The following is a 15,556-nucleotide window of genomic DNA, read 5'->3' on the forward strand; positions in this document are numbered from 1 at the left end:
CCTCCCCGCCATGACCTCCAGCGTGTTCGACCAGCCGCTCCAGCAACACATGTGGACCACCGATGCGATGCATGCGGTGTTCGCTGAAACGAACCGCATCCAGAAGTGGCTCGACCTCGAGGCCGCGCTCGCAATCGAGCAGGCCGCGCTCGGCATCATTCCCGAATCCGCCGCGCGCGAAATCGCGCGCCAGGCCGACGTGGCCAATATCGACCTGCGTGCACTGGCCGGCGAGATGCGCCGGACGCGGCATCCGGTCGTCCCCGCGGTGCGCGCCTTGCAGCAATGCTGCGCCGAGGGCCACGGCGAGTTCGTGCATTTCGGCCCCACGTCGCAGGACGTGTACGACACCGGCATGGTGTTGCAGGTCCGGCAGGCACACGACCTGCTGATGCGCGATCTGATCGCCGTGGGCCGCGAGCTGTATCGGCTGGCGCGTGCCCATCGCGATACCGCGATGGCGGGCCGGACGCATTCCGTGCAGGCGCTGCCCATCACGTTCGGCCACAAATGCGCGATCTGGCTGTCCGAGGTGGAGCGGCATCACGACCGGATGCGCGCGCTGGAAGCCCGCACGTTCGTGGGCCAGCTCGTGGGTGCGGTAGGCACGCAGGCATCGTTCGGCCCGCACGCGGCCGTCCTGCAGCGCAGGGTGATGGCACGGCTCGGCCTCGGCGTCGCGGACATCAGCTGGCAGCCCGCACGCGACCGGCTCTGCGAATACGTGAGCGTGCTCGGCATGATCGGCGGCACGCTCGGCAAGATCGCCAACGAGATCATGAACCTCTCGGGCGATGAAGTGGGCGAACTCGCGGAGCCGTTCCACGACGGCAAGGTGGGCTCCTCGACGATGCCGCACAAGCGAAACCCCGCCGTGGTGGAGACCGTGGTGACACTGAGCCGCGCGATCCGCTGCAGCGTGGCCATGATGCTCGATGCGCAGATGGGCGAGCACGAGCGCGATGTCTCCGCCGTGCGGCTCGAATGGAAGGCCTTGCCCGAGGCCTGCATGATGGCCCATGCGATGCTCGAGATGATGCGCGAGGCACTGTCCGGCCTCGGCGTGGACCGCGAACGCATGCGCGGCAACCTCGACCTGCTCGGCGGCTTTCTGATGTCCGAACGCGTGATGTTCGCGCTCGCCGAAGCCGTCGGCAAGCAGACCGCGCACGAGCGCGTGTATGCGGCCGCGATGGCGGGCGTGGAAGGCGGCCGCACGTTCGAGCAGGCCCTCAACGACGACCCCGTCATTCGCGATGCGCTGACGCCCGCACGCCTGGCGGCGTTGCTCGACCCCACGACGTATGTCGGCCATGCGCCGGACATCGTCGATGCCCTGCTCGCCAAGACAGACGAGCGCCGCTGGCTGGAATGAACGCGGCACGGCCGCAACATAACGACAAAGGAGACCCCCACCATGAAACGCATCACCGCGCTGTTTGCCGGCACATTGGCCGCCACGCTGCTAGGCGCGCTGCCGCTGGCGGCGCACTCGGAGACCTATCCCGACAAGCCCATTCGCCTCGTCGTGCCCTACCCCGTGGGCGGCGGCGGCGACACGCTTGCGCGGCCGCTGGCCCTGTATCTGTCGCAGCGCCTCGGCCAGCAGGTGGTCGTCGACAACCGCGGCGGCGCCAACGGCAATATCGGCATGGACATGGTGGCCAAGGCGCCCAGCGACGGCTACACGCTGGAACTCGCGCTCACGTCGCAACTGGCCGTGAACCAGAGCCTGTATCGGCAACTGCCCTACGACCCGATCAAGGATTTCGCGCCGATCTCGCTGGTGGCGTCGGCGCCGTACTTCCTCGTCGTCCATCCTTCGGTGCCGGCGAAGACTCTCAAGGAGTTCATCGCGCTGGCCAAGGCGAATCCGGGCAAGTACACATACGGTTCCTCCGGCAACGGCAGCGGCCCGCATCTGTCGATGGAACTGCTGAAGTCGATGGCCGGCATCGACCTCATGCACGTGCCGTTCCGTGGCACGGGCCCGGCGTTGCCGGCATTGCTGTCCGGACAGGTCAGCGTGATGTTCGTGAGCTATGGCGTGGGCGCGCAGCAGATCAAGGCGGGCAAGCTGCGCGTGCTGGCGGTCTCCACGGACAAGCGCGCGGCCTCGATGCCCGAGGTGCCGACGATCGCCGAGGCCGGGCTGCCCGGATATGCGTCGGGCGTCTGATATGCGCTGCTCGCGCCGCGCGGCACGCCGCAGTCGATTGTCGACCGCCTGGCGACCGAGTTGTCCAACTCTGGCAATAGCGCCGATTTCCGCAAGCGGCTGCAGAGCGACGGCATCGTGCCCATCGGTTCTTCGCCAGCCGATCTCGCTGCGTATATCCAATCCGAAAGCGTGAAGTGGGCGGAGATCGTCAAGCGCTCGGGTACCCATATCGACTGATCCGTTCCCCTTACACGACTCACGACCCACGACCCACGACCCACGACACCATGAAGATCGAACGCATCGAAGCCATCGCGATCAGCATTCCGCTCAACAAGACGTTCTCCGGGAGTTCCTATCAGGTGACCCATCGCGCCACGGTGGTCACGCGCATCCATACGGAGAGCGGCCTGGTCAGCGAGATCTACAACGGCGACGAGCGCGAGCACGGCGCGGAGATCGCCCGCATTATCGAGGAGGAGATGGCGCCGCTGCTCGTCGGCGACTCCATCTTCGCGTGGGAACGCAGCTGGGAGAAACTGTTCCGCATGACCATCCGCGCGGCCCACCGGCCGCTCGTGATGCAGGCAATTGCCTGTGTGGACGCGGCGATCTGGGACCTGATGGGCAAGGCGCTCGGCGTCAACGTCTGCCGCCTGCTTGGCGGCTATCGCGAAGAGGTGCCCATCATTGCCATCGCCGGCTACTACCTGCCCGGCAAGACGCCGCGCGATCTCGCGCCCGAGATGGAATGGCTGCGCTCGGTCGGCATGGCCGGCTGCAAGGTCAAGGTCGGTGGCGCCACGCCCGAGGTCGATGCCGAGCGCGTGCGTTATGCCCGCGAAGGCGGCGGCGCGGACTTTCTGATCGCGGTGGACGCCAATCGGGGCTGGAGCGTCGAAGAGGCGAGCCGCTTCGCGCGGCTGGTCGAACCGTACGACATCGCGTGGTTCGAGGAACCGTGCCACTGGCATGACGACGCGCGTGGCATGGCGCAGGTACGGCGGGCCACGTCGATTCCGATCAACGCCGGGCAGAGCGAGGTCAGCGGCGCGGGCATTCGCCGCCTGCTCGACGCGAGCGCGGTCGATATCGTGAACTTCGACGCATCCGAGGGGGGCGGCATTACCGAGTGGCGCCGCGTGGCTGCGGCGTGCGCGCTACAGGGCGTACGCATGGCCCATCACGAGGAGCCGCAGATCGCCTCCCATATGATCGGCGCGGTGCCGCACGGCATCTGCGTGGAGTGCTTCCCCGACCCCGACCGCGACCCGATCTTCCCCGGCATGTGGGTCAATCCGCCGAAGATCCACGAAGGCATTCTGTCGATTCCGCAGGGGCCGGGGTTCGACGTGCGGCTCGACTGGGACATGATTCGTCGCTATCGGATCAACTGAACCGTCAGTGGGTCCGCGCCAGCTGATCGGCGAGAAAACGCGCGGTCTGGCTGTCCGCGCTTTTCACAATTTTCGCTGGCGGTCCGCACACCACGATCCTGCCGCCCGCATCGCCCGCGCCGGGGCCGATGTCGAGTACCCAGTCGGCCTGGGCGGCCACACGCATGTCGTGCTCCACGACGACCACGGTATTGCCGTTGTCCACGAGACCCTGCAACTGCACGAGCAGCCGGTCCACGTCGGCCGGGTGGAGCCCGTTCGTCGGCTCGTCGAGCACGTACAGCGTGTCGCCGCGATGCGCGCGCTGCAGTTCGGTGGCGAGCTTGATCCGCTGGGCTTCGCCGCCCGAGAGCTCGGTGGCCGGCTGGCCCAGCCGCAGATAGCCAAGCCCGATATCGCGCAGCACGGCCAGCGACTTCATCGCCTGCGCCTCGTCCGCGAAGACCTCGCAGGCCGCATCGACGGTCAGGTCGAGGACCTGCGCGATATTGCGCCCCTGCCATTCGATCTCGATCGTCTGCGGCTTGTAGCGCGTGCCGTGGCACGTCGAGCATGGCGCATAGACACTCGGCAGAAACAGCAACTCCACGCTGACGAAGCCCTCGCCCTCGCAGGTCGGGCAGCGTCCCTGCGCGACGTTGAACGAGAAGCGACCGGGCGTGTAGCGTCGCTTGCGTGCCGCGGGCGTCTCGGCGAACAGCTTGCGCACGACGTCGAACAGGCCGGTGTACGTGGCCAGATTCGATCGCGGCGTACGGCCGATTGGCTTCTGGTCGACGCGCACGAGGCGCCGGATGTTTTCCATGCCCTCGGCGATATGGCCGTGCGTCGGCACCTCGGCCGCGGGCAGCAGGCCGCCCTCGCCCGCCTGTTCCTCGTCCTCCGCGGGATCGACAATCTTGCCGAGGTATCGGCCGACAAGTTCGGGCAATGCCTGACTGATGAGGCTCGATTTGCCCGAGCCCGACAGGCCCGTCACCACGGTGAAGCAGCCGAGCGGGATGGCCGCATCGACGTTGTGCAGGTTGTTGCGCGAGACGCGCGCCAGCTTGAGCCACGCACTGGCGGCCCGCGGCTCGCGCGCAACGGGTGCTTGCTCGTCGAACAGATAGCGGGCCGTGTGCGAGGCGGCAATGTTGGCCAGACCGTCGGGCGTGCCGCTGTAGAGTACGCAACCGCCGCCCTCGCCCGCGGCCGGTCCGACATCGACGATCCAGTCCGCGCTGCGCACGGTCTGCATATCGTGCTCGACCACGAACAGCGAGTTGCCGCTGGCCTTCAGGCGCTGCAGCGCGCGCAGCAACGCCTCGCCATCGGCCGGATGCAGCCCCGCCGACGGTTCGTCGAGCACATACACCACGCCGAAGAGTTGCGACGATAGCTGCGTGGCCAGCCGCAGGCGCTGCAGTTCGCCCGACGATAGCGTCGGCGTGCTACGGTCGAGCGACAGGTAGCCCAGGCCGAGATCGGTCAGCGCGGACAGGCGTTCGAGCAGTTCCTCCGCAATGCGCTGCGCCGCGAGACGCTTCTCTTCGGTGCCCGTCGCGGCATGCGTGCCCGTGGCGACTCCCTCCATGATTTCGGCCACGCGAGCGAGCGGCAGATGCGAGAACGCGGCGATATCGAGTCCGGCGAACGTGACGGTCAGCGCGGCCGGCTTGAGCCGCTTGCCATGGCAGAGCGGACAGTCGCTACCCACCATGTATTGCGCCACGCGCTTCTTCATCAGCGCGCTCTGGGTATTCGCGAAGGTCTGCAGCACATAGCGCCGCGCGCCCGTGAACGTGCCCTGATAGCTCGGCTCCATCTTCTGCTTCAGCGCCGCGCGCACCTCTTTCGGGGTAAAGCCGGCGTAGACGGGAACCGTGGGCTGCTCGTCGGTGAAGAGGATCCAGTCGCGGTCCTTCTTCGGCAGATCCCGCCAGGGCTTGTCGATGTCATAGCCAAGCGTGACGAGAATATCGCGCAGGTTCTGGCCGTGCCATGCGGGCGGCCATGCGGCAATGGCGCGGTCGCGGATCGACAGCGAATCGTCGGGCACCATCGATTGCTCGGTCACGTCGTAGACGCGGCCCAGGCCGTGGCATTGCGGACACGCGCCCTGTGGCGTGTTCGGCGAGAAATCCTCGGCGTACAGCATCGGCTGCTTCGCGGGATACTTGCCGACGCGCGAGTACAGCATGCGGATGTGGCTGGACAGCGTGGTGATGCTGCCCACGGTGGAGCGCGCGTTCGGCGTGCCGCGCTGCTGCTGCAGGGCGACGGCGGGCGGCAGTCCTTCGATGGCATCGACATCGGGCACGCCGACCTGATCGATCAGCCGGCGCGCATACGGCGCGACCGATTCGAAGTAGCGCCGCTGCGCCTCGGCGTACAGCGTGCCGAAGGCCAGCGACGACTTGCCCGAGCCGGACACGCCGGTGAATACGACGAGCGCGTCGCGTGGAATATCCACATCCACGTTCTTCAGATTGTGCTCGCGCGCGCCGCGCACGCGCACCATGCCCGCGGCGCCTGCCGCGATGGCCGTTCTGGAAGGAAGGGGACGGGTCATGGCTGCGGGCTCGGTGATGGGTGCGCCTTGGCCTTGCGGGCCTCCATCATGCCACGGATGTTCAATGCAGCGAGCGCAAATTGCAACGTGACCAACGCATAGGCGGACGTATGCAATCCCCACACGACCCACATCAGGTTACTGGCCAGAAATACCCAGAAGCCGATCCTGCGCCGCCCCGCCCCGCGCGAGCCGACAAGCCACGTCGCCGCCACGGTCACGGCCATTGCCGGCCACTGGATGATGTTTAGCCAGTCCAAGACCTCTCCCTTCAGCCGGCATCGATGCCGATAGCCTTCAGGGAAGCAATGTCCGTTCCAGTCGCGTGGGCTGCCAGCGCACTGTTGGTGGATTCGACGTGCTGACCGCCTTGCCGCACGCGTCGGCATCAGGCTGATGTCGATCACATGCAGCCGGTCCGGCAGCAATTGCAGATAGAGACGCCCGGCCGGCTCGCCATCGTGCAGGGCCAGCAGGAACCGCGCATCGGGGTACGCGAGGTAGGCACGTTGCTGCGCGGCGAACTGCGATTGCAGGAAGATCGATTGCTGAGCCGCGCTCCAGCCCGTCATGCGCATCTCCGCCTCGCGCGTCGAGGCATATAGCCGCGCGAGGAACGGGCGATCGTCGTCGGCGATCGCCCGCAACGTGATGCCAGGGAATGCGGCGGCCATCAGCTCCTTGGCGGGAAGTTGCCCGACAGCGCGATGCAGAAGCGCAGGGCAAGGTTGGGCTGACGGTTCTCGTGCGCCATGCTGGCGCCCGTCGCGGCGATCATCGTCGGGGCGAGCGTCGTCATGACCGGTGCCGGCGAATCCGTCACCGACAGATACGCCCGGTTGTTGCGCACCTGGAAGCGCGCAGGCAGGCGCCCCGCCGGCTCCGGCGTGGACGGGCGCACGTTGTCTACGTTGGCCGGGTGCGTGTGCACGGGCATCTCGTCAGGCAGCAGCGTCACGCTGTTCGTGCCGCGCGGGTCGTTCAGCTGGCTCGCGACAGGACCCGACACCGCGCAGCGGCCGCCGCCCGCATTGCCGCATTCCATCGCGTGCAGCGCGAACGCGGAGCCCTGCGGCGCATTCGCATAGAGCGGCTGGCCCGGACCGGTGACTGTCATTTCCGGCAAATTCACTGTCGGCTAAATCGCACGGTCGCCATCCTTCGGTAGGGTTCCGCTGCTGTTTTACGTGCGCGCACGCGTGTTTTCGTCTATGTTTCCGCTCTGTAAGCAGAAGCGCACAAAAAGATAAATATCAAAAATGTAATTTCTTCGACCGCGTGGGCCATACGGGGGCTCACCGAAGAAAAAAGACGGGCAGCCTGCCTGCGAGCGGGCATTAGGGAGAATCGGGTTGGTTACGCTAGTCAAATTTGCGGACAGGACGCTTGCCGTCCGTCGCTTTCTACTGGGCGCGCTCGCGCTGTTTCTGGCCCTGCTGGCACCGCAGGCTTACGCCAAGCCCTGCACGATCAACGTCAGCGCGCAGTCCTCACCGACAAAGACGGTCTACGAGTTCAACGCCACCGATAACTCGACGTGCGACAACGGGCTCGGCGACGGCGCGTACTGGGGCATCGCGGACAGCTCGGCGGGATTTGCCAACAATGGTTCCGAAGACACGTACGTGACGACGACCAATAACGGCAGGCTCTACATCTTCAGTGGCACGATTCCGGGCAGCTCGAACCCCGGCAAGATCCAGTCGGGCTTCGTCTACTACCCGCCGGCCGGCTTTGTCGGCACCGACAGCGGTACCTTCTACACGCAGAACACGGCCGGTGGACCCTGGATCCCCAACGGCGTGGTCAACTTCATCGTGCCGGCCGGCGCGAGCGCGCCAACCGTAACCAACGTCTCGCCGAACTCCGGTGCGTCGGCCGGCGGCACGGCGATCACGGTGACGGGCACGAACTTCACCGGGGCCACGAGCGTGACTGTCGGTGGTGTCAATGCATCGGCGCTGTCCGTCGTCAATGCCAGCACCATCACGGCCACCACGCCTTCCGGCGCGGCCGGCACGGTCGACGTGCGCGTCACCACGCCGAGCGGTACCAGTGCCATCAATGCGGGCGCGAAGTTCACCTACATCGCCTCCAATCCCCCGATTGCTTCGTCGTCGTCCGCCAGCGTGGCGTACAACAGCGGCGCCAACCCGATCACGCTCGCGCTGTCGGGCGGTGCCGCGACGCAGATCAATCTGATCAGTCCCGCGAGCCATGGCACGCTCATCGTCTCGGGTACCAACGTCACCTATCAACCGAACACCGGTTACGCGGGCCCGGACAGCTTTATCTATACGGCCAGCAACGGGGCGGGCATATCGAGTCCCGCCACCGTGTCGATCACCGTGGGCACGGCGACGATCACGTACGCACCGTCCAGTCCGACGATGGCCACGGCCGGTGTCGCCTACAGCGGCAGTGTCGCCGGTGCCAGTGGCGGCGCGACACCCTACAGGTACACGATCGCCTCGGGCGCCTTGCCGAGCGGGCTCGTGCTGAACACGAACGGGTCCATCACGGGCACGCCGCGGGCCATCGGCAGCTTTACGTTCCAGGTCACGGTCACCGACAGCAGCACCGGGGTCGGTCCGTTCTCCGTGACGAGCGGTACGCTGACGCTGAACGTCGCGGCGCCGACGCTGTCGATGTCGCCTGCCCCCGGCCCCATGGCCGGGTCCGTCGGCGTCGCCTTCTCGCAGACATTCTCGCCGTCGGGCGGCACATCGCCCTATTCGTTTTCGCTGAGCGTGACGGGCGGCACGATGCCGTCAGGCATGACCTTCAATACGGCCACGGGCGTCCTGTCCGGTACGCCGACCTCGGCAGGCACCATGTCGTTCAATATCAGGGCCACCGACAGCACCGGCGGCGGCAGCTTCAGCATCACGAACAGCTACGCGCTGACGGTCACGGCGCCCACGGTCATCGTCTCGCCGCCCTCGCTGACGAATCCGCAGGCGGGCGTGTCGAACACCCAGACGGTGACCGCAAGCGGCGGCACGGCGCCTTACTCCTTCGTCGTCTCCAGCGGCGCGCTGCCACCGGGCATGACGCTGAATGGCAGCGGCCAGTTGTCCGGCACGCCGACGGCGGTCGGCACGTTCAACTTCTCGATCCGCGCGGCCGACAACAACGGGTTCACCGGCGATCAGTCCTACTCGCTTACGGTCTCCGCGCCCGCGCTGGGCCTCGCACCGGGCTCCCTCGGCAACGGCGTCGCGGGCACCGCATACAGCCAGACCTTCACCGGATCCGGCGGCACCGCGCCGTACACGTTCGCGATGACGGGCACGCTGCCGGCAGGCATGTCGATGAACACCGCCGGGGTGTTGTCGGGCACGCCGACGGCCACGGGGTCGTACCCGATCTCGGTCTCCGCAACGGATTCCACCACCGGTACCGGCGCGCCATACGCAGTGACCCGCAACTACACGCTGGTCGTCGTGGCGGGCGGCGTGACCATCAGCCCGGGCTCTCTGACGAACCCGTCCGTGGGCGTCGGCTATAGCCAGACCGTCACGGCGGCTGGCGGCATTGCCCCGTACACGTATGCGATCTCCGCGGGCGCGCTGCCCGCTGGCCTGTCGCTGAGCACCGGCGGGGTGTTGTCCGGCACGCCCACCGCGGGCGGCACGTTCAACTTCACGGTGCAGGCGACGGACAGCACCACGGGTGGCGGACCCGCCGTCGGCACTCAGGCCTACACGCTCAACGTCGGCGCGCCGACGATCGCCATCGCGCCCGCGACGCTGCCGGCGCCCACGATCGGCACCGCGTATTCGCAGACCGTTACCGCGAGCGGTAGCGTGGCGCCCTATCACTTCTCCATCAGCAGCGGCACGCTGCCGGTGGGGCTCGTGCTGAGTCCGGGCGGCGTCATCTCCGGGAGCACCAGTGCGGCGGGCAGCTACAGCTTCACGGTCCGTGCGACGGACAGCTCGACCGGATCGGGTCCTTACAGCAACACGCAGATTTATACGTTCACGATCGGCGCGCCGACCATCGCCCTGAATCCGGCCACGCTGCCCGACCCGGCCGTGGGCATCGCCTACAACCAGACGATGACGGCCAGCGGCGGCATCGGGCCCTACACGTACTCGGTATCGTCCGGCACGCTGCCGGCCGGGTTGTCGCTCAATGCGAGCACCGGGGCGATCACCGGCACGCCGACGGCAATGGGTACGAGCACATTCTCGATCAAGGCGACCGACAGCAGCACCGGCACGGGCGCACCGTTCAGCGCGACGCGCAACTTCACGCTGAACACGACGCAGACCGTGCCTACCGCCCCGCCGGTTTCGGCCACGACGGGTTCCAACGCGCCGGTCACGATCGCGGCCGCCGCCAACGCGACCAACGGGCCGTTCACGGGCGTGTCCATCGTCTCGCCGCCGGCCACGGGCACGGCGCGGGTCGAGGGCCTCAATATCGTCTACACGCCGGCGGCATCGAGCGCGGGCGTGGTGACCTTCAGCTACGCGCTGCTCAACGCCGCGGGCGCGTCGGCACCGGTGCTGGTGAGCATCACGGTGACGCCGGTGCCGATTCCGATCGCGCAACGCCAGGCCATTACCGCGTCTGGCAAGGAAGTGGTCATCGATCTCACGGAAGGCGCGACGGGCGGTCCGTTCATCGGCGCGGCGATCATTTCGGTGTCGCCGTCCAATGCCGGCACGGCCGTGCTCGCCGCGGCCGCGCCCAAGCAGACCGCATCGGCCTCCGCGGAAGGCTCGGCCAGGCAGTTGTCGGCGGGCCAGACCTATACCGTCACGTACACGCCGGCGGCCGCGTTCGCGGGCACGGCGGTCATCACCTACACGATCAGCAACGCCTCGGCGACCTCCTCGCCGGCCGCGCTGCAGATCTCGGTGGCACCGCGGCGCGATCCCTCGACGGACCCCGATGTCTCGGGCCTGATCAACGCGCAGATCCAGGCCGCGCGGCGTTTCGCGACGGCGCAGATCGCGAACTACAACCAACGTCTGGAACGTCTGCATGCCAATGGGCGCGCGGCCTTCACGAACAACCTCACCATCGTGATGCCTTCCGCGCAGGGCAACGCACAGCAGCAATGCCAGGACCTGCAGAGCCTGTCCGCGCGCGATGCCTGCCAGCGTGGCGTGTCCACGCAGACCACGAGCCGCAACAACCGCGGATCGGGCGGCAGCGCGTTCGGCACGAGCGGTCTTGCGGCGGGTACGACGAGCGCATCGGATACCTCGGGATCGGCGGACAGCGCCGCGGCGGGCAATGCGGGCAGCGGCACGGCCGAAGGCGGCCTCGGCAGGCTGGCCGCGGGCACGCTGCTGGCCGCGCTGCCGGGCTCGCCCGATGGACTCGCGGGCCTCTCCGGTGCGCCCGATCTTCCCGGCGCGGACGCCACGGGACCGAACCCCGACGACGCGCGGCTCGCGTTCTGGACCGCGGGCAGTGTGGACTTCGGCTTCGCCAATATCGGCACGCAGCGCTCGGGCTTCCGCTTCACCACGGGCGGCGTGACGGTGGGCGCGGATTACCGCGTGTCCGACCAGCTGACGGTCGGCGCGGGCTTTGGCTATGGACGTGACGGCACCGATATCGGTTCGTTCGGCACGCATAGCAGCGGCGATTCGTACAGCATCGCGCTCTACGGCAGCTATCGTCCCACGCCGTCGTACTTCGTTGACGGTGTGGCGGGCGCGGGCCTGTTGCGCTTCGACTCGCGCCGCTGGGTGACCGACGAGGCCGCGTTCGCGAATGGCCAGCGCGACGGCCATCAGCTGTTCGCCTCGCTGTCCACGGGTTACGAGTACCGGACCGACACGTGGCTGTTCTCGCCGTACGCGCGGATGCTGGTTGCGGAGAGCAAGCTCGATCCGTTCTCGGAGTCGGGCGCGGGCCTCGGCGCCCTCACGTACTTCGGGCAGACCGTGACCACCGTGTCCGGCGCGCTGGGCCTGCGCACGGAGTTCGCGAAGGAAACGCGCTACGGCATCTTCCTGCCGTTCGCGCGCGTCGAGTACCAGCACGACTTCGAAGGCCAGAGCGCGGCCAACCTCGCGTATGCCGACCTGGCCAGCGCGGGACCCGCGTACACGGTCTACGGCACACCGTTCGGCCGCGATCGCATCCAGGTCGGGCTCGGGGCCAAGCTGCGGACCAAGACGCTGACGTTCGGCCTCGACTACAACGTGCTGTTCGGCATGAGCGGGCTGCAGCAAGGCGTGCGCCTGACGTTCACCGCGCCGTTCTGACGCGACCTGCCTCGCTGCCTGCCTCGCTGCCTGCGTCGCTTTCGGCGATACTCTCTGCCTGAACAGCAGAGAGTATTGGCCGGACGGCAGATGGAAGAACAGGGTTCGAGTTGGGAGTTCTCCGCGCACATGCACGCGGAGGTCACGCAGACGATCGTCAGCCACGCGCTGCCTTACGCGCCCATCGGCATCTCGCGGGTCCGTAGCACGCGGCGCAACTCCGGCCTGACGGACCCGTACGAGCGCGAACCCTCGTACCTCGTCGTCCTGCAACTGCGTCCGTTCGGCGAGCAGAACCTGTGGCTCGCCGGCCGGGCCGCGCCGCACGTGCCGTTCGACGCCGGGTCGCTGGCCATCTACGATCTCGAGCGCAACTGGGTGGCGGACCTCATCGGCGAGTACGACTGCATGCAGTTCTATATCCCGCAGTCCGCGCTCGACGAAACCGCGAACGATCTCGGCACCCGTCCCGTTCAGCGCCTGCACTGCCCGCCTCATCTGGCGACGCCCGATCCCGTCGTCCACCACCTGAGCCGGGCATTGCTGCCCGCGCTCGCGCATCCGGAGCAGGCCTCGACGCTGTTCGTCGATCATATGGCGCTCGCGCTGCGGGCCCATCTGGTCCAGTCGTACGGCGGCGTGCACGTGCCGTCACGCCGCGTCTACCCGGGCCTGTCGCCGTGGCAGGAGCGGACGGCGAAAGAGCTGATCCTGGCCAACCTCCACGGCGAGATCTCGCTCGACACGCTCGCGCGCGCCTGCCGGTTGTCCCGGGCGCACTTCGCCAAGGCCTTCCGCGCCTCCATGGGCATGCCGCCCCATCGCTGGATGGTGCTGCAGCGGGTCGAGCTGGCAAAGCACTACCTCGCCAGAGGGACGATGCCGCTTGGGGAGATCGCCCAGATGTGCGGTTTCGCCGACCAGAGCCATTTCACGCGGACGTTCGGACGGGTCGTGGGCGCGGCGCCCGCGGCATGGCGGCGGGTCAATCGCTGACATTTGCGCGGGCGATCGGAATTAACCCGAATGGAATAAATTGCGACCACAAATCCAGTCGCAATGAAGTCGCAAAAACCCTAATTGTTGTCCACCCCACGCGAGTTGTAACGCCAGTCTACGTTGCGGGTGCGCCACTTCAACCCCCGTTCATATTCATCGAACGTCGCTTATCTTCCGAATCGTCGGTGCCCTGTGAACGTTGGTGCATCGAGGGCTGGCGGTTTTCGTCATATTTAGACAAGCATTTTTGCCACAGTAACAACATTTTCGACTTTGGCACGGTGTCGATTGAGTAAAATGGCGCCCCACGCTTCCGCCATAACCCCTTGTTCCACCGTTATTTGCCGTTGATTCGCATCATGATTCGCTGCGGAAACCGTCCGTTCCAGGGGTGCCACCCACAATGACGCCGCAGTTCGCCATTCGCGGCTGGTCGGCATGGGCCGGCGGGCTGGATACCCCCGAGGCATGGCGCGCGTGGAGCCAGGCGCCGGTCCTGCCGCCGGCGGCCCCGCAGGTGCCGGCGCTCGCGGAAGTCGCGCCGATGCTGCGGCGGCGCGTGCCGCCGCTTGGGCGCGTGGCGCTCGCGCCCGTTTATGCCGTGGATGAAGCACGCGAGGTGGGCGAAGCAGGCCCCGTGCCGGCCGTCTTCTGTTCGCGGCACGGCGATACGCAACGGCTGGTGCCGATGCTGAACGAACTGGCGGCGGCAGCGCCGCTGTCGCCGACCGCGTTCGGCCTGTCCGTCCACAACGCGATTGGCGCGATCCGCTCGATCGACCTGGCGGACCGCACCAACCTGCTCGCGCTTTCCGCGGGACGCGATACGGTGGAGACGGCGGTGTTCGAGTGCTGCAGCCTGCTGGCGGATGGCGCCGCCGAGGTGCTGCTGGCGTATTACGAAGCGCCGCTGGCCGCGCCCTACGCGCCGTTCGTGGACGAACCGGAGGCGTTGTACGCGTGGTGCTGGCGCCTTGCCCTGCCCGCCGAAGGCGAGCCGCACTACACGCTGGCGCCGACGGACGAGGCGCCGGTCGAAACGGCCTCAGGCCTGCCGCATGGGCTCGACGTGCTGCGGTTCGTGCTGGCCGGTGACGATTCGCTGACCCATCGCGGCGAAAACACGATGTGGAAGTGGAAATTTCATGACTGAGCATCTGATGCCGCTAGAACGTGCGTGGCGTACCTGTGCCACGGGCCTGTGCTTCTCCAGCTTCGGGCTCGGTGGACTGCTGCTGCGCGTGCTCGTGTTTCCGGTGCTCGCGCTGCTACCGTGGAGCGCCACGCGCCGCAAGCGCATCTGCAAGGATGTGGTGCATTACGCATTCCGGCTGTTCGTCTGGCTGATGTGCACGTCCGGCGTCATCCGCTGCGAAGTGCGCAATGCCGAGCGCCTGCGTCGGCAAGGCCTGCTGATCGTGGCCAACCATCCATCGCTCGTGGATGTGGTGCTGCTGATCGCGCTGACGCGCCGCACCGATTGCGTGGTCAAGGCCGCGCTGGCGGACAACCCGTTCACGCGCGGACCGGTCAGGGCGACGGGCTACGTGCTCAACGATTCGGGCGTGACGATGGTGCAGGGTTGCATCGACTCGCTGCGCGCGGGCAACAACCTGCTCATCTTCCCCGAGGGCACACGCACGCCCGCCGACGGCCAGATCCGGCTGCAGCGCGGCGTGGCGAACATCGCCGTGCGCGGCGGGTTCGATCTGACACCGGTGGTGATCCGTTGCGCGCCACCGCTGCTTCGCAAGGGCGACAAGTGGTATCGCGTCCCGGTGCGCCGGCCGCGGTTCGTGGTCGACGTGCAGGAGGATCTCGATCCCACTCAGTTTTTCGCCGCCGGCGCCGATGATGCAATGGCGGTGCGCGCCGTGACGCACGCACTGACAGAATATTTTTCCAGGGAGGTACGCCGTGGAGGCGCTTGAACAAGAAATCAAGGAACTGATCGTGACGTCGCTGGCGCTTGAGGAAGTCGCCCCGGCGGACATCGATACGCATGCACCATTGTTCATTGAAGGGCTCGGGCTCGATTCGATCGATGCGCTGGAACTGGGACTGGCGCTGCAGAAGCGTTTCGGCGTGACGATGAGCGGCGACAAGGACGAGGTCCGCGCGCGCTTCGCGAGCGTGGCGGCCCTTGCCGCCTTTGTGAGCGCCCATCGCAACGAACGCTCCGAGAGCCAGGCGGCCTGAACCGCCCGGC

The 15,556-nt window shown here is 67.2% G+C and carries 10 protein-coding genes and 1 pseudogene; 8 read left to right on the forward strand and 3 right to left on the reverse strand.

The features are described from left to right. The first annotated feature begins 10 nt into the window (after positions 1–10). From purB to FOB72_RS06880, 3 genes and pseudogenes are all read left to right on the forward strand, one after another. The gene (gene purB / locus FOB72_RS06870) at positions 11–1,375 is read left to right on the forward strand and encodes an adenylosuccinate lyase (RefSeq protein ID WP_150371843.1); all 1,365 of its coding nucleotides are present in this window, start codon (positions 11–13) and stop codon (positions 1,373–1,375) included. A 42-nt stretch (positions 1,376–1,417) separates the two neighbouring features. Continuing rightward, positions 1,418–2,398, forward strand: a pseudogene (locus tag FOB72_RS06875) (Bug family tripartite tricarboxylate transporter substrate binding protein). Between the two features lie 50 nt (positions 2,399–2,448). Further along, positions 2,449–3,558, forward strand: a complete 1,110-nt coding sequence (locus FOB72_RS06880) for a mandelate racemase/muconate lactonizing enzyme family protein (RefSeq protein WP_150371844.1) — start codon at positions 2,449–2,451, stop codon at positions 3,556–3,558. Positions 3,559–3,562: 4 nt separating this feature from the next. Here FOB72_RS06880 and FOB72_RS06885 read toward each other — a convergent pair whose 3' ends face one another. The 3 genes from FOB72_RS06885 to FOB72_RS06895 are packed head-to-tail and all read right to left on the reverse strand — an operon-like array spanning position 3,563 to position 7,229. Then, positions 3,563–6,112 carry an excinuclease ABC subunit UvrA gene (locus tag FOB72_RS06885; RefSeq protein WP_150371845.1) on the reverse strand — a complete coding sequence of 850 codons (2,550 nt, stop codon included), beginning with the start codon at positions 6,110–6,112 and terminating at the stop codon, positions 3,563–3,565. Continuing rightward, on the reverse strand, positions 6,109–6,786 hold the full coding sequence (locus tag FOB72_RS32430) for a hypothetical protein (RefSeq protein ID WP_223851445.1): 678 nt from the start codon (positions 6,784–6,786) through the stop codon (positions 6,109–6,111). Before FOB72_RS32430 ends, FOB72_RS06885 begins: the two co-directional genes overlap by 4 nt. After that, positions 6,786–7,229 carry a phage tail protein gene (locus FOB72_RS06895; protein WP_150371846.1) on the reverse strand — a complete coding sequence of 148 codons (444 nt, stop codon included), beginning with the start codon at positions 7,227–7,229 and terminating at the stop codon, positions 6,786–6,788. The genes FOB72_RS32430 and FOB72_RS06895 overlap by 1 nt, the downstream gene beginning before the upstream one ends. Positions 7,230–7,464: 235 nt before the next feature. Here FOB72_RS06895 and FOB72_RS06900 point away from each other — a divergent pair, with 235 nt between their 5' ends. The 5 genes from FOB72_RS06900 (at position 7,465) to FOB72_RS06920 (ending at position 15,546) form a co-directional block, all read left to right on the forward strand. Continuing rightward, a complete protein-coding gene (locus FOB72_RS06900) occupies positions 7,465–12,348 on the forward strand; it encodes a putative Ig domain-containing protein (protein WP_150371847.1) in 4,884 nt (1,627 codons plus the stop codon). Positions 12,349–12,438: 90 nt separating this feature from the next. Next, positions 12,439–13,344, forward strand: coding sequence for a helix-turn-helix domain-containing protein (locus FOB72_RS06905; RefSeq protein ID WP_150371848.1), 906 nt, complete (start codon positions 12,439–12,441; stop codon positions 13,342–13,344). A 406-nt stretch (positions 13,345–13,750) separates the two neighbouring features. Further along, positions 13,751–14,500, forward strand: a complete 750-nt coding sequence (locus FOB72_RS06910; protein ID WP_150371849.1) for a beta-ketoacyl synthase chain length factor — start codon at positions 13,751–13,753, stop codon at positions 14,498–14,500. Beyond that, the gene (locus FOB72_RS06915; RefSeq protein ID WP_150371850.1) at positions 14,493–15,278 is read left to right on the forward strand and encodes a lysophospholipid acyltransferase family protein; all 786 of its coding nucleotides are present in this window, start codon (positions 14,493–14,495) and stop codon (positions 15,276–15,278) included. Before FOB72_RS06910 ends, FOB72_RS06915 begins: the two co-directional genes overlap by 8 nt. Beyond that, positions 15,265–15,546: a phosphopantetheine-binding protein gene (locus tag FOB72_RS06920; RefSeq protein WP_150371851.1), complete on the forward strand. Its 282-nt coding sequence runs from the start codon at positions 15,265–15,267 to the stop codon at positions 15,544–15,546. Before FOB72_RS06915 ends, FOB72_RS06920 begins: the two co-directional genes overlap by 14 nt. The last annotated feature ends 10 nt before the right edge of the window (positions 15,547–15,556 follow it).

Source organism: Cupriavidus pauculus (assembly GCF_008693385.1).
GTDB classification, from domain to species: Bacteria; Pseudomonadota; Gammaproteobacteria; order Burkholderiales; family Burkholderiaceae; genus Cupriavidus; species Cupriavidus pauculus_D.

Bases quoted from the DNA above. Each gene is read 5' to 3' on its own strand.
- FOB72_RS06905 (WP_150371848.1), top strand. From the start codon at position 12,439: ATGGAAGAACAGGGTTCGAGTTGGGAGTTCTCCGCGCACATGCACGCG.
- FOB72_RS06910 (WP_150371849.1), top strand. From the start codon at position 13,751: ATGACGCCGCAGTTCGCCATTCGCGGCTGGTCGGCATGGGCCGGCGGG.
- FOB72_RS06880 (WP_150371844.1), top strand. From the start codon at position 2,449: ATGAAGATCGAACGCATCGAAGCCATCGCGATCAGCATTCCGCTCAAC.
- FOB72_RS06915 (WP_150371850.1), top strand. From the start codon at position 14,493: ATGACTGAGCATCTGATGCCGCTAGAACGTGCGTGGCGTACCTGTGCC.
- FOB72_RS06895 (WP_150371846.1), bottom strand. From the start codon at position 7,229: ATGACAGTCACCGGTCCGGGCCAGCCGCTCTATGCGAATGCGCCGCAG.
- FOB72_RS06885 (WP_150371845.1), bottom strand. From the start codon at position 6,112: ATGACCCGTCCCCTTCCTTCCAGAACGGCCATCGCGGCAGGCGCCGCG.
- FOB72_RS32430 (WP_223851445.1), bottom strand. From the start codon at position 6,786: ATGGCCGCCGCATTCCCTGGCATCACGTTGCGGGCGATCGCCGACGAC.
- purB (WP_150371843.1), top strand. From the start codon at position 11: ATGACCTCCAGCGTGTTCGACCAGCCGCTCCAGCAACACATGTGGACC.